The 19,498-nt window shown below is 45.4% G+C and carries 20 protein-coding genes and 3 pseudogenes; 1 reads left to right on the plus strand and 22 read right to left on the minus strand.

What is annotated here, in order from left to right; all coding sequences use genetic code 11:
• Positions 1–140: 140 nt before the first annotated feature.
• The 13 genes and pseudogenes from dinG to DMB88_RS18450 all read right to left on the minus strand — a co-directional run bounded on the left by dinG (position 141) and on the right by DMB88_RS18450 (position 12,967).
• Positions 141–2,992, minus strand: a pseudogene (gene dinG / locus DMB88_RS18390) (ATP-dependent DNA helicase DinG).
• A 159-nt stretch (positions 2,993–3,151) separates the two neighbouring features.
• A complete protein-coding gene (locus tag DMB88_RS18395; RefSeq protein WP_128102523.1) occupies positions 3,152–3,784 on the minus strand; it encodes a tetratricopeptide repeat protein in 633 nt (210 codons plus the stop codon).
• A gap of 93 nt (positions 3,785–3,877) precedes the next feature.
• Positions 3,878–4,261 carry an aspartate 1-decarboxylase gene (gene panD / locus DMB88_RS18400; protein WP_128102524.1) on the minus strand — a complete coding sequence of 128 codons (384 nt, stop codon included), beginning with the start codon at positions 4,259–4,261 and terminating at the stop codon, positions 3,878–3,880.
• Positions 4,254–5,149 (minus strand): annotated as a pseudogene (panC, locus tag DMB88_RS18405) (pantoate--beta-alanine ligase). Before panC ends, panD begins: the two are co-directional and overlap by 8 nt.
• Entirely contained in the window at positions 5,146–6,021 is an 876-nt protein-coding gene (gene panB, locus DMB88_RS18410) for a 3-methyl-2-oxobutanoate hydroxymethyltransferase (protein WP_128102525.1), read from the minus strand. The pseudogene panC and the gene panB overlap by 4 nt, the downstream one beginning before the upstream one ends.
• Before the next feature lie 376 nt (positions 6,022–6,397).
• On the minus strand, positions 6,398–7,375 hold the full coding sequence (locus DMB88_RS18415; protein ID WP_128102526.1) for a biotin--[acetyl-CoA-carboxylase] ligase: 978 nt from the start codon (positions 7,373–7,375) through the stop codon (positions 6,398–6,400).
• Positions 7,362–8,687, minus strand: coding sequence for a CCA tRNA nucleotidyltransferase (locus DMB88_RS18420; RefSeq protein ID WP_368028207.1), 1,326 nt, complete (start codon positions 8,685–8,687; stop codon positions 7,362–7,364). Before DMB88_RS18420 ends, DMB88_RS18415 begins: the two co-directional genes overlap by 14 nt.
• A 43-nt stretch (positions 8,688–8,730) precedes the next feature.
• Positions 8,731–9,891: an N-acetyl-alpha-D-glucosaminyl L-malate synthase BshA gene (gene bshA, locus DMB88_RS18425; RefSeq protein ID WP_128102527.1), complete on the minus strand. Its 1,161-nt coding sequence runs from the start codon at positions 9,889–9,891 to the stop codon at positions 8,731–8,733.
• Between the two features lie 100 nt (positions 9,892–9,991).
• The gene (gene bshB1 / locus DMB88_RS18430) at positions 9,992–10,690 is read right to left on the minus strand and encodes a bacillithiol biosynthesis deacetylase BshB1 (protein WP_128102528.1); all 699 of its coding nucleotides are present in this window, start codon (positions 10,688–10,690) and stop codon (positions 9,992–9,994) included.
• Positions 10,687–11,127, minus strand: a complete 441-nt coding sequence (gene mgsA / locus DMB88_RS18435) for a methylglyoxal synthase (RefSeq protein WP_056696773.1) — start codon at positions 11,125–11,127, stop codon at positions 10,687–10,689. Before mgsA ends, bshB1 begins: the two co-directional genes overlap by 4 nt.
• 54 nt (positions 11,128–11,181) lie before the next feature.
• Positions 11,182–11,985, minus strand: coding sequence for a 4-hydroxy-tetrahydrodipicolinate reductase (gene dapB / locus DMB88_RS18440; RefSeq protein ID WP_128102529.1), 804 nt, complete (start codon positions 11,983–11,985; stop codon positions 11,182–11,184).
• Positions 11,986–12,062: 77 nt separating this feature from the next.
• Entirely contained in the window at positions 12,063–12,587 is a 525-nt protein-coding gene (locus tag DMB88_RS18445; protein WP_128102530.1) for a tetratricopeptide repeat protein, read from the minus strand.
• Positions 12,588–12,638: 51 nt separating this feature from the next.
• A pseudogene (locus DMB88_RS18450) lies at positions 12,639–12,967 on the minus strand (nucleotide pyrophosphohydrolase).
• Between the two features lie 219 nt (positions 12,968–13,186).
• On the opposite strand from DMB88_RS18450, the gene DMB88_RS18455 reads away from it, so the two are divergent.
• Entirely contained in the window at positions 13,187–14,056 is an 870-nt protein-coding gene (locus DMB88_RS18455; RefSeq protein WP_128102531.1) for a YitT family protein, read from the plus strand.
• Between the two features lie 93 nt (positions 14,057–14,149).
• Here DMB88_RS18455 and DMB88_RS32145 read toward each other — a convergent pair whose 3' ends face one another.
• From DMB88_RS32145 to DMB88_RS18500, 9 genes are all read right to left on the minus strand, one after another.
• Positions 14,150–14,326, minus strand: a complete 177-nt coding sequence (locus tag DMB88_RS32145; RefSeq protein ID WP_128102532.1) for a sporulation protein YpjB — start codon at positions 14,324–14,326, stop codon at positions 14,150–14,152.
• Positions 14,326–15,018, minus strand: coding sequence for a sporulation protein YpjB (locus DMB88_RS18465; RefSeq protein WP_164848731.1), 693 nt, complete (start codon positions 15,016–15,018; stop codon positions 14,326–14,328). The genes DMB88_RS32145 and DMB88_RS18465 overlap by 1 nt, the downstream gene beginning before the upstream one ends.
• A gap of 64 nt (positions 15,019–15,082) precedes the next feature.
• The gene (locus DMB88_RS18470; RefSeq protein ID WP_128102534.1) at positions 15,083–15,709 is read right to left on the minus strand and encodes a DUF1405 domain-containing protein; all 627 of its coding nucleotides are present in this window, start codon (positions 15,707–15,709) and stop codon (positions 15,083–15,085) included.
• Between the two features lie 98 nt (positions 15,710–15,807).
• On the minus strand, positions 15,808–16,692 hold the full coding sequence (locus DMB88_RS18475) for a menaquinol-cytochrome c reductase cytochrome b/c subunit (RefSeq protein WP_128102535.1): 885 nt from the start codon (positions 16,690–16,692) through the stop codon (positions 15,808–15,810).
• A 21-nt stretch (positions 16,693–16,713) separates the two neighbouring features.
• The gene (qcrB, locus tag DMB88_RS18480; protein WP_056696759.1) at positions 16,714–17,385 is read right to left on the minus strand and encodes a menaquinol-cytochrome c reductase cytochrome b subunit; all 672 of its coding nucleotides are present in this window, start codon (positions 17,383–17,385) and stop codon (positions 16,714–16,716) included.
• A gap of 15 nt (positions 17,386–17,400) precedes the next feature.
• Complete coding sequence (locus DMB88_RS18485; protein WP_128102536.1) at positions 17,401–17,943, minus strand: Rieske (2Fe-2S) protein; 543 nt, start codon at positions 17,941–17,943, stop codon at positions 17,401–17,403.
• A gap of 185 nt (positions 17,944–18,128) precedes the next feature.
• Entirely contained in the window at positions 18,129–18,557 is a 429-nt protein-coding gene (locus tag DMB88_RS18490; RefSeq protein ID WP_164848732.1) for a DUF2487 family protein, read from the minus strand.
• Positions 18,558–18,775: 218 nt separating this feature from the next.
• Positions 18,776–18,955: an IDEAL domain-containing protein gene (locus DMB88_RS18495; RefSeq protein ID WP_056696754.1), complete on the minus strand. Its 180-nt coding sequence runs from the start codon at positions 18,953–18,955 to the stop codon at positions 18,776–18,778.
• Positions 18,956–18,979: 24 nt separating this feature from the next.
• Positions 18,980–19,486: a gamma carbonic anhydrase family protein gene (locus DMB88_RS18500; protein ID WP_128102538.1), complete on the minus strand. Its 507-nt coding sequence runs from the start codon at positions 19,484–19,486 to the stop codon at positions 18,980–18,982.
• Between the last annotated feature and the right edge of the window lie 12 nt (positions 19,487–19,498).

A 19,498-nucleotide genomic window follows, 5' to 3' on the forward strand; every position in this document is an offset into this window, starting at 1 on the left:
CGGTTTACCTGGACAGGATGCCTCAATGATATACATGATGATAGCGGTAACCTTTGTTCCTCAATGATTGAATCTAATAAATTTTACAACTAATTGCATTCATGGTGCAATGCTTGTGCGTATAGCACTGCTTCCGAAGCTTATTCAGTAGGTTGGTCTAACCACTCACGAATTCGTGGAACCATCTGTTCGGTGAGCATATGCTCCATTTTGGGACCTGGTAATGAATATAAGAAATACTTACCATAATACGCTTCAATGACTCGTGTATCGTATACAATGACGATGCCTCTGTCCTTCGCTGTGCGTACAAGTCTTCCGAACCCCTGCTTGAAACGAATAACAGCCTGTGGCACAGATAATTTCATAAATGGATTTTTCTTTTGTTGTTGCAACAGCTCGCTTTTCGCTTCCAGAAGTGGATGATTCGGCGGCTGGAACGGCAATCTAACAATAGCTAGACAGGTGAGTGCATCCCCTGGAATATCTACACCTTCCCAGAAACTGCTCGTACCCAAAAGCACAGTTGCCTTCGCGTCTTGGAAGCGGCGTGTGAGCTTCGAACGACTACCACTATCCACCCCTTGACCGAGCAGCGAGATATCGTTGCCAGCCAAGGCCTCCTTCAGCGGATCATACACTTGTCTCAACATCCGATACGACGTGAAGAGTACCATCATCCGTCCACGCGTCGCAATGGCAGTTTCAGCTAGTGAATGCACCAACATATCAACAAAGTGTGCATCCCTACGCTGCCTTTTACACTTGGGAAATCACGCGGAATGACAAGCAATGCCTGATCCCGATAACGGAACGGGGACGGCAGCAAGGACGTAAGCAGGCGGTTATGGTCTGCTGCTTCCTGCAGTCCTAATTGCTCAATCATAAATTGGAATGACTTATCTACAGAAAGGGTAGCTGAAGTCAGAACGACGCTTTTCTTTTTGTCAAAAAATAATTCCTTCAGTTGTGCGCTGACATCTACAGGAACCGCATAGAGCTGTAGCGATTTACTTCGGAATTGCCCACTTGCTTCCATCCAATAGACGGTGTTGGCATCATCCATTCGCATGAAGAAGCGTAGATTTTCTTTGAGTAAGGCCAGATCTTTCAGAAGACCTGTAATATCCGTAATCAAGCTATCGGCTTGATAGTCATCTTGTTCTTCCTTGATCTCAAGTAACAGCTTATCGCCCTTGCGAATTAAGTCACCTAACGTTACGTATATTTGATTTTCATCCTCTTGTAGCGCCTTCCACTTATCTGGCTTCATTGACGGCTTCAATCGAAGAGAGAATTGGCTCGTCTCCCCTGGAGAAGCATCAGTGCGCTCAGGAAGAAGATTAAATAAAGACTCGCTCAATCTGTCCCACATGTCCTTGACTTCAACCGCAAGCGGGAACATCTGATCGATAGCTGAGCCCCATTGTACTGATTTTTCATGGCTTGATAGCTGGGAGCGAAGCATAGGTAATTGGCCATTACGGCTATCTTTAAACAGACGTGTGAGCGTATGAACCATCGTGAAATATTTCATATGCAAGCCTAAATGTTTGCCTGCTACATCCTCCAGATGATGAGCCTCATCAATAACAAGACTTTCATACGCAGGAAGAAGTTGATGACTTGCTTTCACATCGGTAAACAATTTGGAGTGATTTGTGATTACAATATCTGACAATCCTGCTTCATGCTTCGCCCGGTGATAGAAACATTTGCGGAACCAAGGACAAGATCGTCCAAGACAGGACTCAGATTCGCTCTGCACCGTCTCCCAGAAGTCCCCACCACGCGCACTCAGGTTCAATTCCTCATCGTCACCTGTCTCTGTCTGTGCAAGCCAAACAATCATCTGTGCTGCAGTGAAATAGTCCTCTTTGGGTGTAGCAAATTCACGTTTGTTGATTTTGTGCTCGAATTTGCGCAGGCACAAATAATGCCCCCGCCCTTTAAATACAGCGGCTTTGAACGGAAACGGCACAACTTCAGTAAGCATCGGTATATCTCGTTCTCTGAGCTGTTCCTGTAGGTTAATGGTATGTGTGCTTACCATTACTTTCTGTTCTTGCTTCACACTTTCATAAATGGCTGGCAGCAGATAACCCAGAGACTTCCCTGTCCCTGTACCTGCTTCAATAAGCAGATGCTTCTCTTCATCAAGAGCCTGCCTCACACTACTGAACATTTGAGTCTGTGCTTCACGTTCCTCATAATGATCTAACGTATCTCTGAGATTGCTTCGAACCTGATCCATGAATTGCTCAAAACTGACACCATCCAGCGGATTACCCTCCAGCTCATTGCGGGGTGCACCAATGTCCATCCAATCACTCACATTAAGCGCTAATTGGCGATAATAGGTGTGTCCATCGAGATCCTGAATAGGCTCAGCTTCCTTCTCACTTCGCATGCCATCCAGATACCAACCAAAATCACTATCCTCGGGTGCAAACAAGTCAGACAACCGCTGAATCGTAATAAGTGGCAGTTCCCGCAGCTCATCCAAGCATTTCAGTAGTACATGTGCGGTAGCTAACGCGTCGCTGTCCGCCTGATGAGGACGGTCATGCTCAAATCCGAATTCAGCCGATACATATCCTAACTGGTAGGAGCTAAGTGAAGGAAATGAGATTTTGAGAAAATCAATGGTATCCAAAATTCGTCCTGTGAATGGCAAATATCCACAACGGTCTAGTGCATTTTGAAGAAAATGAAAATCAAATGCGACGTTATGACCAACCAGAACAACATCGTTCAACAGTGGAACCATCTCCATCATCATCTCTTCCAATGAAGGAGCGTTCGCAACATCTTCTTCGGTAATACCAGTTAATCCCGTAATAAACGGTGGAATTGGTACACCCGGATTCACATAAGAACTATATATTTGAGATATGCTGTAGTCATGATCTATGATGGCAAGTCCGGCCTGTATAATTTCACCGTCGGACTGCGTGCCGGTTGTTTCGAAATCCAATACGGCAAATTTCATTGCAATGTACGATCCCTTCCATTCCAGTCTATGTTACAGCATAGCAAAAAAAAGGACGTTTGAAAATTAACTGACAAAAAAAGGCGGTGCCTCCTCCGTAATTTCCTGAGGAAGAAACACCGTCTTCACGCTGGGTACTCCATTTCGATTCAAATGCAGTTAACCAATTCCGAATTGCAATTGTCCTTTATTTTGCCTGCAAGCTTCCATATTATACAGTGGTTCGGTCAACGTCGGGTCATGCTGAAGCGCCTGGGCAAACAATGAGCATGCTCCTTGTGGATTGGCAAGCTTGGCTTCAATACATCCAAGGGCATTACAGACCAGCCCCTTCAGACGCGGTGATCCCTTAAGTCGCAAGATTCGATGTAAGTGTGCTAATGCCTCTGTGTTCTGTTCCAAATTGAGATGAGCAAGCGCCAGATAATAACGAGTCAATGCACTATCTGGATAGTCGGCTACAATTCGTGAAAATTGGATAATGGCTTGCGGGTACATTTGCAATTTGAAATAGCCTTGACCTCGGCTAAAGCACTCCAAATGAAGTTCAGGCAGTGCCGTAACGGCCTCCTGTTCCGGTTCAAGGGAAGCAGGTTTGACCAGCTCCTGTTCACGCACCTGACTCATTTTCTCTTCAAACATCAGCCACTCATCAATCATGCCGTCACTCATCCGCTTGAGCAAGTTCCACTTTTGCAGCAATTCCTGTTTGTTCAGGCCTTCAGCCGAAGGGTAGCGCTTGATAATTTCATCTAACATGTCGTTCATTTCTGCGAAAACATGCTGGAACATCGATGCATCCCCACCCTTGAAAAAATGAATTAGTGCAGTGACCTGTACTCATTTTTTGCTGGATGCACCGATTTCATTCCCCTTACCAGTCGATTACATAATCGTTGCGTGGATCTCTTGCTTCGAGGTTTGAACAGGCTTATTATGCTCATCTACAAATACAACGGTTGGTTTGTGAGCATTAGCCTCCTCCTGAGACATCATCGCATATGAAATAATAATAACGTTATCACCAGGCTGAACCAATCGGGCAGCCGCTCCATTGAGACAGATCACTCCGCTGCCACGCGGGCCAGGAATGACGTACGTTTCTAAGCGTGCTCCATTGTTATTATTTACAATTTGGACTTTTTCGTTTTCCATCAAGTCGGATGTTTCCATCAGATCCTCGTCAATGGTTATGCTACCCACATAATTCAAATTGGCTTCTGTGACGGTAGCGCGGTGAATTTTAGATTTCATCAATGTTCTAAACATGAGACAGCACCTCCGATTTGTGCAATTTTATATTATCGATCAATCTTGTTTTGCCAAATTTAACAGCGAGGGCAATTAAAACATCCTCACGTCCATATACTGTTTCATGATCAGCTAAAGGCTGTAAACTTGGAAAAGCTTGAATTTCGGCATAATCAATGACCGCCAGTGGTGATGCCTGAATTACCTTACGCAACATCACGCGAATGTCTGCTGCAGTTGCCGAAGGACTTGTATCTATAGTCTCCTGAGCTGATCGTAGTGCCTGAGACAGTACGAGTGCCTGCTCACGCTGTTCTGAGCTTAGATAGACATTCCTTGAGCTAAGAGCCAAACCGTCGCTTTCACGCACGATTGGGCAAGGTACGATCTCCACAGCCATGTTCAGATCATTGACCATCTGCTGAATGACCGCCACCTGCTGCGCATCCTTCATGCCAAAAATGCACGCTGTGGTTGTACGATATTAAATAACTTGGATACCACTGTTGTGACCCCATCAAAGTGCCCTGGGCGGGAAGCTCCGCACAAACGATCTGTTAATTGCGAAACAGACACTGTTGTCTGTGTAGGTTCTGGATACATCTCGTTCACAGAGGGAATAAATACAATATCCACCCCTTGCAATCTTGCTGTCTCCACATCTCTAGCTTCATCACGAGGATAGCTGTCAAAGTCTTCATTTGGCCCGAACTGAATTGGGTTCACAAAGATACTCAGTACGACGATATCGCTCTGTTCCTTCGCTGCTCGCATCAGGCTTGCATGTCCTTCATGGAGATAACCCATCGTAGGAACAAAGCCAACTGCGGCTTCACCCTTACCCATGCTTTGACGTAATCTGCTAATTTCCTGTCTGACTTCCGTTATTGTGCGGATTACTTTCATCCGTTGTTCGCCACCTTTTCTTTGCGATGTCCGTATAATTGGTCTAACACGCCATCTGCTGCTGTGAATACATGCTCTTGTGCTGGGAATGAACGGTCTTTGACTTCCTTCACGTAAGCACTGATGCTGTTACGAATCAATTCGCCCACATCCCCATAGGTTTTGACAAAACGTTTCGGTGTATAAGGTGAAGCGTATTGCACCACATCATGGAATACCAACACTTGACCATCACAGCCACGACCCGCTCCAATTCCAATTGTAGGAATAGATAGTTCTTCCGAGATCGCTCTTGCCACTTCTTCCGTCACCAATTCCAAAACAATTCCAAACGCACCAGCGGCTTCAAGCGCTTTAGCTTCATCCATCAAACGTTTCGCATCAGCCGCATCCTTGCCCTGAATACGATAACCACCGATCTGATTAACCGATTGAGGGGTCAGACCGATATGCCCGAGAACAGGCACCCCTGCTTGGACTACCGCTTTTACGGTATCAGCGATCTCGATTCCGCCCTCCATTTTGACAGCATGCGCATGCCCTTCCTGCATCAAGCGACGTACACCCTTAAGGGTCTCATCAGTGCTGCCGTGGTACGTCATAAAAGGCATATCTGCAACGATAAAGGTATTCTCTGCCCCGCGAACAACAGAGCGTGTGTGATACACCATATCGTCAATCGTTACAGGGAGTGTTGAGTTATATCCGAGCACGACATTACCCAGTGAATCGCCAACCAGAATAAGGTCAATGCCTGCTTCCTCGGCAAGTTGTGCGGTTGGATAATCGTAAGCTGTAATCATACTCAGCGGAACGCCATCCTGCTTATATTTTTTCATTTTCACAATATTCAATGCTTGTTTGTTTGCCATTTGGTCATGGCTCCTTTCCCCTTTTCAATGTAAACACAACAAAAAAACCTTTTAGTTTTCCACTAAAAAGTCCCGAAAAGTCAAAAAAGAGTCACTTGCGATCGTCCCTTCTGTCTCGGTCCTCTTCGGCTCAGAGCAGAATCCAACATCTCACTTCAACATCAATCATTTGCTGGTTACCGTTCAAAATCACGTATTCAAACACGAATGATTTGAACAACCTCTAATACTGTTCGACTCAAGCCAATAAGGCATACTGTTGTGCGGAGTGCAATTCGGTCTACATTAGCCGATATCGCCTCACACACAGTATACCAAAGTTCGGCTTAAACTTCACGTCTTATGTTCATTTTAATGTTGGAAATTCGACAATTCTCTAGTTCGTTAACGAAATTTCGCCAGAGAATACTGTCATTCGTTCCCCATCCTTCTTCTGTACAATGAGTGCACCTGAGGAGTCAATTCCCATGGCCATCCCTTCAACAACGCCCTGAGCGTTAGATACCTCGATATCACGATGAAGCGAGACCGATAACGCTTCCCACAAAGCAGCAATTACATTAAAGCCTTGCTTTTGATACATACCATATAATTGCTCTAGCTCTGTTAAAATGGCTGCTGTAAGCAAAGTTCGGTCAACGGATTTGCCTGTTTCTATTTGGAGAGATGTTGCTATTGCAGACAGTTCTTCTGGGTAATCTTGTTTGTCAAAATTAACGTCTACTCCGATTCCTGCAATACAATATCTCAGTTCATGATCTTCTAAAGCTGACTCCATTAGAATTCCACATACTTTACGTCCATTAACCAGTACATCATTCGGCCATTTAATTCCAGCGTCCACACCTGTAAACGAACGAATAGCACGACAAACGGCAAGCCCTGTTAACAATGTTAGTTGCGGTGTATTACGAAGAGGCTGCTGGGGACGAAGCAGGATGCTCATCCATATGCCCTTACCTGGAGGTGAATACCAGCTACGACCATAACGACCTCGTCCACTGGTTTGTTCCTCGGCAAGTACAACAGCCCCCTCGCTGACACCTTCATCTGCGAGCTGTTGCACATCTGCCTGGGTAGAGGACGTCGACTGCAGAATGACAGCCTTACGTCCAAACACCTTCGTTTGCAGCGCCAACTGAAGCCCTGCTTCGTCGATACCATCGGGCTTCGTAAGAAGCCGATATCCTTTTCGAGAGACAGCTTCAAACTCATAGCCAAGATCACGTAGCTTATTCACATGCTTCCACACGGCCGTTCTGCTGATAAGTAGATGTTTGCTAATCTCTTCGCCAGATACAAACTGTCCATCCGCCTTCAGTAACATATGTAGCAGTTCTTCATGCTTGGTCAATGGCTCCCACCCGCTTCACTTCTGCACTCAGCGCTTCAGACTGATTTGCAATATTTCCAATCGCAGTTTCTCTCAGCAAATGTTTCATCAACTGTCCTAACCAAGGCCCACCTTTACGTCCCAGTAAACCTAGAATTGCCTCGCCAGTAATATCCAAATCCTTAATTTCCTGTACCTGCATCGACTGGCTCCACGCTAAAGCGTGGGCTTGTATATAATTGAATTGATCTTCCATTGCCATAGGTAGTTCTCTCCAAGCCGGTGGAAGAATGGTTTGAATGGTCAGCCAATCTTGCGTCGCACGGCTACCACATACCAGTACCGTTTGTATCCACTCCGCTCGTAGCGCCTCTACAGATTTATTCTCCTGCACAAGGCTCCTGTTCATTGCTTCTACTTGGAGAACTCCAGTCATTCGGATACGTTCGTCGTTAGAGAATGTCCATTGACGCAACAGTGCATCCGCCTCATCCTTCGAATAGTTCCCTGCCAGCAGAAGTAATGCCCACCGGAGTAAGACATGCTCACCGTTGAGCTCTTCGAGTTTCAACAGGAGTGTTCTGTTAAACCGGTTGGCATCGACAGGGGCTTTGACTTTTTCCAAGATCCGACTGCGAAGCAGAAGCTCCATACCTGTTAGGGGATGTGATCCTGCCATCATTTTGACCATCTCGGTACGCACTCGTTCCATTGCGATATGTTTCAAGAGATCTCTCTGAAGAAGAAGCCCCTTCCACGTATTATAAGCGATGCTGAAGTCGAAAACTGATGAAAAACGCACACACCGAAGGATTCGCAGTGCATCTTCACCAAATCGCGCCTTGGCTTCTCCCACACATCGAACTCGCCCCTCCTGAATGTCACCTTGACCTCCAAAAGGATCAACGATATGTCCGGCTGAGTCCATTGCAAGAGCATTCATGGTGAAATCGCGACGCTGCAAGTCCTCCTTGATATCCTTCACAAAGTGTACGGCTGAGGGTCTTCGATTATCTTTATATTCCGATTCTGTACGGAATGTAGTCACTTCGAAATAATAGCCACCAGAGCGAACGGTCACCGTGCCATGCTGAAGACCAGTTGGAATACAGTCTTCGAACAATTGCATCACTTGCTCAGGGGAAGCCGAAGACGTGATATCCATATCATCCACTCTTCGTCCTAGGAGCTCATCACGTACACAACCTCCCACCCAATAGGCTTCATAACCACGCTCGTTCAACGTGCGAATCACACGTTCACTTTGTCGTGCCATCTCTTGATCCACCTGTAGCCATTGAACCACTTTACTCACCTCATTACTGTCCTGCACTTCGCTAAGCACCTTCACATGCTCTTACGAGGTCAGGATTGTATCATCCACATACCGGCTTGAGACTTGGGACTTCACGTCCCAGCACGCGGTAATAAATTTCTTCATATTCATGACGAATCGCATCATTGCAGAAATCATGATGTGCCCGATGTAAACAAGCTTCTCTGAATTCAGCAGCCAGACGATCGTCGGTTAACAAACGAATTGCATTCTCCGCCATGGACTGGGTATCTCCGATTGGAGATAAAAATCCTGTTTTGCCATGTAACACCAGCTCAGGAATACCGCCAGCCTGTGAACCAATCGTTGGAACACCACAAGCCATTGCTTCAAGGGCAACAAGGCCAAAGCTTTCCTTCTCCGATGGTAGCATCAGAACATCAGCCATGGAGATTACTTGTGCGATATCATCCTGTTTACCCAGAAAATGCACACGATCACTCAAGCCCATTTCATTGATCTTCCATTGAATTTTGGGCAGATCCGGTCCTTCACCCACAAACAATAGTCTAGCAGAAACCTGCTCCTGCACCTGCCGAAATACCTCTACCACATCCTGCGTTCTCTTCACTGGTCGGAAGTTGGAAATGTGCATTAATATTTTTTCATCCGGTGCTGCAAAATCTCGGCGTAAGCTGGCCGCATCACGTGGATAATAAATTCGTTTATCTATAAAATTATAAGTGAGGTCGATTGGACGTTGAATATCCAACAATTCCACCGTTTCACGAATCAAATCACGTGATACAGCAGTTACTGCATCACTTTCATTAATCGCCAGACGGATGAGATCCTTCAATGATTCATCCTGTGCAAGCACTGTGATATCTGTACCATGAAGCGTTGTGACTACTTTCAGATCATCCCCTACCATCTGCTTAGCCAAGAAAGCACATACTGCATGTGGAACGGCATAATGTACATGAAGTAGATCAAGTTGCTGCGCCTTGGCTACTTGTGCCATCTTAGTTGCTAAGGACAGATCATAAGGCGGATAACGGAACACATAATAGTCGTTAACCTCTACCTCATGATAAAAAATATTTTTCTGAAACGTACCCAACCTAAACGGGATACTGTTGGCAATAAAATGAACCTGATGCCCCTGTTCAGCAAGCAATTTGCCTAGCTCCGTTGCGACAACGCCAGATCCTCCTAGGGACGGATAACAGGTGATGCCAATCTTTAATTTTTGATCCATCCAATGGACGCTCCTTTGATCTCCCGCACATGCAGGTTAATGTAATGCAACGGAAAACGAATCATCATTCATCATCTATGATAAGAAGGTTCACCGTCTTTTATTGATCTGCTGAACCAAACTGACGAACGACATAAGGTGTTAAAGTGGCGAAACCTTCAGCAAAAGGGATGAGACTACGCTGCCCTAACAAGGAATCCCTAGCTCTTACTCGCTCTATGTAACCCTGATTCAGTGGAGTGGAAACGGTGCCTACCCCCATCTCAAACTGTGAACGATAACACAGTAATGAATTTTCCTTTTGTTCATAGTGTTCCGAAATATCCACAATCAAATCCGCTCGGCCAATATCGTTAATAAAGTAAAAATAACATTCCTTCACTTGCACAGCTGGCAATTCTGGCATGTAATTTCGTAGCTTTGCATTAAATACAGCTTCCTGCACAATTTTGCTACACATCACATGATCCGGATGGCGATCCTCCCAATATGGAGCAAATACCACACGAGGGGCGTGACGACGAATCTCAGCCGTTACCGCTTGAATGTGCTCTGGCGTGATGTACAAGCCCCGATCGGGCAGTCCCAGATTCGACCGACACGAAAGACCGAGGACGCGGGAGGCTTCCTCCGCTTCCTCGGCTCTGCGCTCCACCGTACCATTCGATGACATCTCAGCTCGGGTTAAATCACACACGCCAACCTTTATTCCGGCTGCCGTGTGTTTGGCAATGGTTCCGCCCATACCAATTTCCGCATCATCCGCGTGAGCACCGAAAATGAGTATATCTAAACTCATTGTGTATCACCCGGTTCAATGCCAGCCTCTGGTTTATATTTGTGAACAAGCTCTCTCCATGCAAAATCACCACGATCCAATGCTTTCACAAGAATCTCGGCTGTTGCAATGTTGGTTGCGAGAGGAATGCCCTGAACATCACATAAACGAAGAAGTGCGTTAATATCCGGTTCGTGTGGCTGAGCCATCAATGGGTCACGCAAGAAAATAATAAGATCCATCTCATTCTGCGCAACCAGCGCACCAATCTGTTGATCTCCGCCAAGCGGGCCGGATTCAAATCGGTGAATCTGTAGAGATGTTCCTTCCATTATACGAAGACCTGTCGTTCCGGTGGAGTACAGTTGGTGGTCAGTAAATACAGGTTCATAAGCTGTCACGAAGTTGACCATTTCTTCTTTTTTGCGATCATGGGCAATAAATGCAATTTTTAACATGACAATCTCCTTTTGGGTTCAGGTTCAAAACGTCCGGGTTTTGAACAGCCTCTTTTAGTCGATAAAGTTATCGAAACCGTAGATGAGTCCTGTATATTCCATAACTTTTTGGATACCAATTTTAACACCTGGCATGTAACCTGCACGTTCGTAGGAATCATGACGAATTTTGAGCGTTTGGCCAAAATCACCAAATACAACTTCCTGTTGTGCAAATACTCCCGGTAGGCGAACGCTATGAATGCGGAAACCATTATAATATCCACCACGTGATCCTTCAATTAGCTCTTCTTCATTCGGGTTACCTTGACGAAGCTCCTCACGGTTCGCAGCAATCAGCTCAGCTGTTTTAATGGCTGTTCCTGAAGGCGCATCCAGCTTCTGATCCCCATGGTACTCAATGATCTCCACGTTAGGCATATGTTTGGCCGCTTGTGCCGCAAATCTCATCATTAATATAGCGCCAATAGAGAAGTTAGGAGCAATCAAACCTCCGATGCCTTTGTCCTGACACTGCTTGTCCAGTTGCTCAATTTGTTCGGTTGTAAACCCTGTAACGCCCATAACGGGTCTTACGCCATAACGGATTGCTATTTCAGTATGTTTAAACGCATATTGTGGGATCGTAAAATCCACCATAACCTGCGGTTTAGTCTCAGCAAAAGCCATTTCGATATCGTCAGTGACCAATACGCCACATTCTGGAAGACCGACGAGTGTTCCGGCGTCTGTGCCGGCGCCGGAACGGTTAACTGCTGCTGCCAATTCTAATTCAGGATCTTGAAGCACCAATTTCACCACTTCTCGGCCCATCCGGCCAGCCGCTCCAATTACGGCAACTCTAATTTTTTCGCTCATCTTGGCTGCATCTCCTCGCTATGTTTGATCAGTAGTCCGAATCCATTCTATGTTAATGTCGCCATTCGAATGGATTCTTATTGAATAGAATTCATACGCTGTTTGATTTGGTCGAGCAATAGATGCAGTTGGCCATTCTGTGGATCCAGAGACAAAGCATCACGTACAGCCTTCATTGCAAGGTCGAACTCGTTCAGATCGCTGTATGCAAGAGCTAGCATCACATGTGCCTCCACAGATAAGGGGTCAAGCTTAACGGCTTGCTTAAGCAGCCTAGCAGCTTGCACATATCGTTCATGTGTCCCACTTCCTGCCTGTTCTAACAAGCCCTTGGCTTGAATGCTCAGTTCCTTCGCTTCAAGCGTCTGCAAATGCAGGCTGTACTCCTCCGTGTCCTGAGACAACTCCACAGCCTTGCGAGCATATTGCAATGCAGGACTGAGGTGTTGACTGCGGGCATGCGTGATGGAACAGCGATAATAGAGCTCCGCATGTTCCGGGTGAGCGTGAATGGCTGATTCGAACCACCGAATCGCCTGCTCAAAATCATTTTGCAAAATACAGCGATAAGCTTGCTGCATGTAATCTTCCGGCTTCATCATCCAAGCTGTCCCTCCCCAATCGGGTGATGGTACAGCATATGTAATCTACGCCTAATCGGTGTTTTTTGGAGTCCACCGATTAGCATCGCGTGTATTAAATTTATGCATGACTTTATCGTGTGCCTGCGCCAGGTCAATACCGAGCGAATTGGCAAAACAAATCGTGATAAATAAAATATCTCCAAGTTCCAGTTCAATCGAGTTATCTGCTTCAGAAGCCTTCTTCGGCTTCTCACCAAACTCATGGTTCACTTCCCGCGCAAGCTCCCTACTTCTTCTGACATGCGAGCCAGCATGGCGAGTGGACTGAAGTATCCCTCTTTGAACTGTGAGATATAGAGATCAACCTCACGCTGCATTTCTGCGATGCTTTTCTCCATGAGAACGGATTCTCCTTTTGAAATAATGTCGTATTTGTTCATAATAATATCAGTTATTTAGATACACTTCCACAATATAAACCACAAATCATTTTTAAAGAATCTACAAAAAGGTATACTAAGATGGGAATGATTGCATTAAGTGCGTGTTCAAAAAGGAAAGCTGACTTTTTGATCAACCTCTTTAACATTCTAAATTTACATACGGTGAGGGATCTTATGAGTACAATTAAATCATGGGTGCAATTCAAATTAATTCTGCCTATTTTGCTCGGTACAGCCTTGTACGCGTTCGGACTGCTCTATTTCATTATCCCTAACCAGTTGATGGAAGGCGGAGTCACCGGCGTTACCGTGTTAGTTAACTATGCATTTGGTATCTCTCCTTCACTCACAACCTTAATTCTGAACGTGCCACTTTTCCTGATTGGACTCAAAATCTTGGGTGGCAAACAGATGATCTACACCGGCGTGGGGATCGGCGCGCTCACGATTTTCCTATGGTTGTTTGAAAAAATGATTCATATAGGCTGGATTGAACCTCTCCATACGGAAAATGATCTCTTACTTGCAGCGTTATATGCAGGTGTTACACTTGGCGCAGGCCTCGGGATCGTCTTTCGCTGGGGCGGAACGACAGGTGGTTCAGATATTATCGCCCGCATTCTGAATCGAAAATATGGATGGAGTATGGGACGGATACTGCTGGGCATAGATTTTATTATCATTGGGATCTCCCTAATTTACATTCCAAAAGAAAAAATTCTGTATACCCTCGTGGCTGTATTCATCGCTTCCAAAGTTATTGACTTTATTCAGGAAGGGGCATACTCTGCTCGTGCGTTTATGATCATTAGTGACCACGCTCCCGAAATTGCTGATCTGATTACCCGGGAAATGGATCGTGGGGTAACACTCATTCCCGCTATTGGAGCCTACTCCAAACAAGCTAAGCACGTGGCATACTGTGTTATTTCTCGTCAGGAATTTAGACGCTTGCAAACCATCGTGCGTTCCATTGATCCACGTGCATTTGTCATTATAAGTGATGTACATGACGTTCACGGTGAGGGTTTCAAGGAAAACTAATCATATTGAAAAGACCTCTAACCCAAGATATCAGCCATATAACAGCCTTTCTTGTGGACAGAGGTCTCTTCTCATCTTACATGTTATTCTTGCTTATCTCCGGAAAGGGAATATTCCTTGTTGCTGAGCCCGATATTTCCGAAATCCTGCGTAACTTAAAGCGGCAACAATCACTGACGTAATAAACATTCCCGCCGCTCTCCGATCCGGCCCTTGTACAAATGGAACGAAGGCACTTTCATCCTTTTCACGTCCAAACAACTGATTCACTAGTTCTTCCCATGCATCATCATAGCCTGTAGTTGAGAGAGATCAGGCTGTTTACCCGTTGTCAGTCCTTTGGTGTGGGACAGCCAGGCATCCAGTTGCGCAATCTCGTAAGGCTCCCGCCGAATCAGCGCTGCTGGACGAACGGTCTCATAATGCTCTTCCAGCGCGGCATATCGACTTGATAGTGTTGCAGCATTTTGTCGCTGATTCGCCGCTAATGACAAAGCCTGAAGATCGTCTTTTATAATCTTATAGTACTGAAGCCATAATGGCTTTGTTGGGTTAGCCAGACTATCGGCAGCCAGTCTTAATTTCGCAGAAGCTTGCTGCAGAGCTGCAGTATCACTTTTAATTCGCACAGCTGCCTCTTTTACTTCAACCACCGTCTCAGATAAGGCATGGATGCCCTCCACCGACGTTTGACCTTCGAACGATATATGTTCCAGCCCATTACTGATCCTAAGAATACTGCCTCTAACCTTCTCCACATCATGCTCCAGTGCATAACGGTATAATAGAGCTGCTTCCTCATTCATCTGCTGAATTGAAAGATTGGCTGAAACAGATTGTTCGACCTGACCAGTCTCTCCATTACTTTGCGCAAAACCACTATATGACAAGTTCGCCCAGAACAGCAGAGCCATGAACGATATTATCCATAACCTTAGTGTACTCTTGAACCTTCTCTTCATGGACATCCCCCCACCATCAATCTATGGCAGGTTTTCCTTCCTTAGAACAGGCTCGTACGTGAAATTAACTCCGTTTGGCTTGTCTTAATGCAAGCCATGACACCAAGATACTTAAGAGCGTTAAGACAACCGTGAAATTCCGCACCAGATCTACATGATCCCACAGGGTGTAAGGCAGCCAAGGATAAATATCATACGTGTAATCCATCGTGTCATTTAGTAAAGTCCACAATGCCGCAAATAAAAGTGCTACCCAGCGGAAACCAAAAAACCGAACATACAACAAAGCCTCAATAGCCATAGCGCCATGTGATGCAATCAACATCCAATCCTGCCATGCTGCCACATTCCCCTGCGACCATCCCGCAAAAATGATAGAAATTGCCCATACACCGTACTTCACAGAGGTCACTACAGCTAACGCTTGTATCACATGTCCAATACGATTAACCAATAGCGATTTCGGTTTATACAAAATCCATAATAAAGACAACGTAAAGAATAAGCTTGCCGTTGGACTATCGGGCACAAATACAATTTGCCAAAGCGGCTGCTTCTCCAGCGTGTCTACCAACTGATCGCCATACCATATGTATCCGTATACTGTTCCTAAAGCATTACACCAAAATAGAAGCCACAGGAAATAACGGTTTGTCAAAAATTCCTTGCTCCAAAAAAACGATAAAGACACGTTCGCTGCCCCTTCCTACAACCTTGTTTTCAAGTATAGCTAAAGTCTCAAAAAAACCTGACCGTATAAACGATCAGGTTTCATTGGTTAATTCGATTTTACTGTTCTGCCTTCTGTTTCGCAAGCCATTCTGTTAGATGCGTAATCTCCTCGTCCGTAACGCCTTGAGCAATAGCATTATTGTACTGAGGCTGCATTTGGTTATATCCTTCTTTGATAATCGTCAGAATCTCTTCCTGGCTATGTTTGTCACCTACACCTCGAAGGGATGGGCCTGAAGGTCCACCTTTCATATCGGCTGCATGACACCCAATACAACCCGCCTTCTTGAACGTTTCCATCGCTGGATCATCCTTTTCGACGATGGCAACTTCCTGCTGCTGTCCTGGTGCATTGGAAGTAGGTAGTCCCTGTTCAGCCCTCTCATGCGCTTCTTCTTCCCGTTGAATGTGCTCAGGCTTCTGACCTGACGCCTCAAGCTCATGCTTATAGTGCGTCCAAGCAACATTCGTGAGATAGAATACAGAAATGACAGACAGAATCATCAGCGATGAAGCAATCGGGCGCTTATAGAAGCGACGCTCCTTACCTGTATCAAGAAACGGCGCAAGCAGCAACGCACCAAATGCAACTCCACTTACCCCCAGTACACCGAGCAACACATAGTCACCAGAGGCATACGGATATTTCAAGTACTGATACAGAAATAGGAAGTACCAGTCAGGCATCGGAATAACCGATGCGCTCGGATTAGCCGGATAACCTAAAGGTGCAGGTTCAGATATGGTTAGTACGAGAATACCGACCAATACCACGACACCAACCATCCATTCCTTCAGCAAAAAGTTAGGGATGAACGCCTCAGACTTGCCCGGATAAGCCGTGTAGTCTGGTGGCGTGATGAAACCAGCGCCCTTGCGGACACGTGAATCACCGACATAGATAATCTTTTCCTCATCCTCTGACTTCGGTCCGTGAGCCATTACGATTCCTCCCTTCTCAAATTATAGTGGTCCTGAAATACCCTGTCTGCGGATCATAATAAAGTGTCCGACCAGTAGCACTAGAAGCACTGCGGGGAGGAAGAAAACGTGTAGGGCGAAGAAACGTGTTAACGTTTGCGCACCTACAATAGTACCGCCTTGTAAAAATTCTTTAATAATTGGTCCAAGCCACGGAACTGTGTTGGCGATTTCCAAAGTAACTTTGGTAGCAAAGTACGCTTTGTTATCCCATGGCAGTAAGTATCCTGTCAAACCAAGACCTAGCATGACGAAAAAGATTAACATTCCTACTACCCAGTTCATTTCACGCGGTGCCTTGTAAGAGCCTGTAAAGAACACACGCATCGTATGTAAGAACATCATTACGATGACAAGACTCGCTCCCCAGTGGTGCATTCCGCGTACAATTTGACCGAAGGCTACTTTGGTTTGCAAATACTCGACACTCGCATAAGCATTAATAATGTCAGGCACGTAATACATCGTCAGAAACATTCCTGACAAAATCTGAATTACGGTGATAAAGAACGTCAACCCACCAAAACAGTACACGAATGCGGAAAAATGATGTGCCGGGTTCACGTGCTCTGGAACCTCATGATCCGCAACGTCCCTCCAGATGGGCGTGATATCGAGACGTTCGTCAATCCAGTCATAGATATTTTTAAACATCTGCGTCCACGCCTCCTAATTCACTCTGGTGTTCGGAACGATCTCGCCGAGGTATACCCAGCCTTGTTCCTCTTTGACCACGTACTCATCCAGCGGTTTCGGGGCCACGGCAAGATTTTTCCCTTCCTTGTCATAGTGCGCACCATGGCAAGGGCAGTGATACTCATCAGGATAATTTTTGTCGCTGTTCCAACCTACGGTACATCCTAGATGTTTGCAAATTGGCGAAAGGGCATAAATTTGACCCCGCTCGTCTTTGCGAATCCAAGCCACCAACGAAGCATTGCTTAGATACCAACCGTCCTGTTGTTGTAGTTCAAATGTAAATTCTTGAGGCTCAGTTGTAATTTTGCTGATTTCTGCTACTTTGACAGAGGTGCCTTCTCCCTTATGCTGCAAAATCGGATCCACCGCAAAACGGATCATGGGCAGAACTGCACCGGCGGCCATGTAGGCTGTAGCTCCACCAAGCGTGTACGTCAAAAACTGCCTGCGTGACATTTCCATCCGGCTTGGCGGTTTCATTGAGTCTTCGTGCTGGTCATGCTCACTGCTCATACTGTCTCCAACCCCCTTTTCAGCCAACTCTCTCAACCGTTTTCATTATCAGAAATTCCACGTCTTACTAGAACATACATAATCATATAGTAGCCCTAGAACACCGTCAAGAATTTGTCACACTTTTTTAAGGTTCAATTGTAAGCGTTATTACAAAAGTGTCGATATTTTGTCACATTTACCAATTAGAATTCATTTTTTCCACAGCTCACGGATTTTCTCCCCGATATACCGCGGAATTTCGTTTCTTCTATTTTTCGAACGATATCTGAGCGAAGTAAAATCAAATCTGCATCGGGCATATGTTCTTTCTCTAACAAACCATCTGATGACATTATAACCACATATTTGAATCCAGACGCTTTAAGCTGTTTACACACGGTGTTTAATGCCATTGACATTTCCGGAATTTCAAAATGGTACGCCGGATAGGTCATTATTCGCCCTTTGAAAGGGATCTCTACCAAGTCTAAAAAATCTCTAAGTCGCTCCAACGCTTCGGTAGCTTCAACTGGCGATTGATTACCTGTGAGAGCTGTATAAGGAATTAGACATGTGTCCAGATAGAGTTGCAGCTCAGCCCAACTGTCTTGAGTCATCTCACTGAATTTCACTTCCCTATTTCCCCTCTCCATCCATTTTATTCCCATATTATATATGAGCATATCGTATAAATCTATTGATTTAAATTTGACCTTTCCATTTAAAACCGTACAATCAGTACCAAATAGGGTTGCCTACACTAGAAAATGCAATAAAAAACAAGGAATGCGATGTACGCACTCCTTGTTGTATATCCATTCTATATGAATGTTTATTTTAATATTGAATATCAGCTTATGGCTTTCAGTTCATCCGTTAGACTCCGGAAAGCTACTTCGTCTCCAGTAGCCAGCGCTTTGTCGATTTCCATATACAGCTTCTCGCTACGCTGTTTACGAAGCGCCTCGTCCCACACCATCTCAGCAGCCAGCCCCAACATGACTTCATACGTAACTTTCATTTTATCCAATAGGATGCACCTCCAAAAACGGATTTAATAGCTCCTATATTCCTTTCCTTTGGCAACATAACCTAGTGAAGTTCTGGACATCCGCTCAAGATCAGCATCCGTCAATTCACGCATCACTTTGGCAGGTGTTCCCAAAGCAAGAGTATAGGGCGGAATTTTGGTATTCTCAGTAACTACTGAACCGGCGCCGATTAAAGAGTATTCCCCTATTTCGGCTCCATTAAGAAGTATGGCTCCCATTCCAATTAGTGACCCAGTTCCAATCTGACAGCCATGAATAATAGCAGAATGTCCGACCGAAACATCATCTCCCATGATCAGGGGCTGATCTGTATTCACATGACCAACCGTATTATCTTGTATATTACAACGCTGTCCAATGATGATCGGCGCTAAATCCGCCCTTAGCACAGCGTTAAACCAAACGGTAGACTCCTCGCCCATTCTCAGATCGCCAATAAGTTTAGCACCTTCAGCCACATATACCGAAGGATGCAGCTGCGGCAGTATGCCTTGATATGGAATTATCATTCGTATCACTCC

The organism is Paenibacillus sp. DCT19, from assembly GCF_003268635.1.
In the GTDB taxonomy this organism is placed as follows: Bacteria; Bacillota; Bacilli; order Paenibacillales; family Paenibacillaceae; genus Paenibacillus.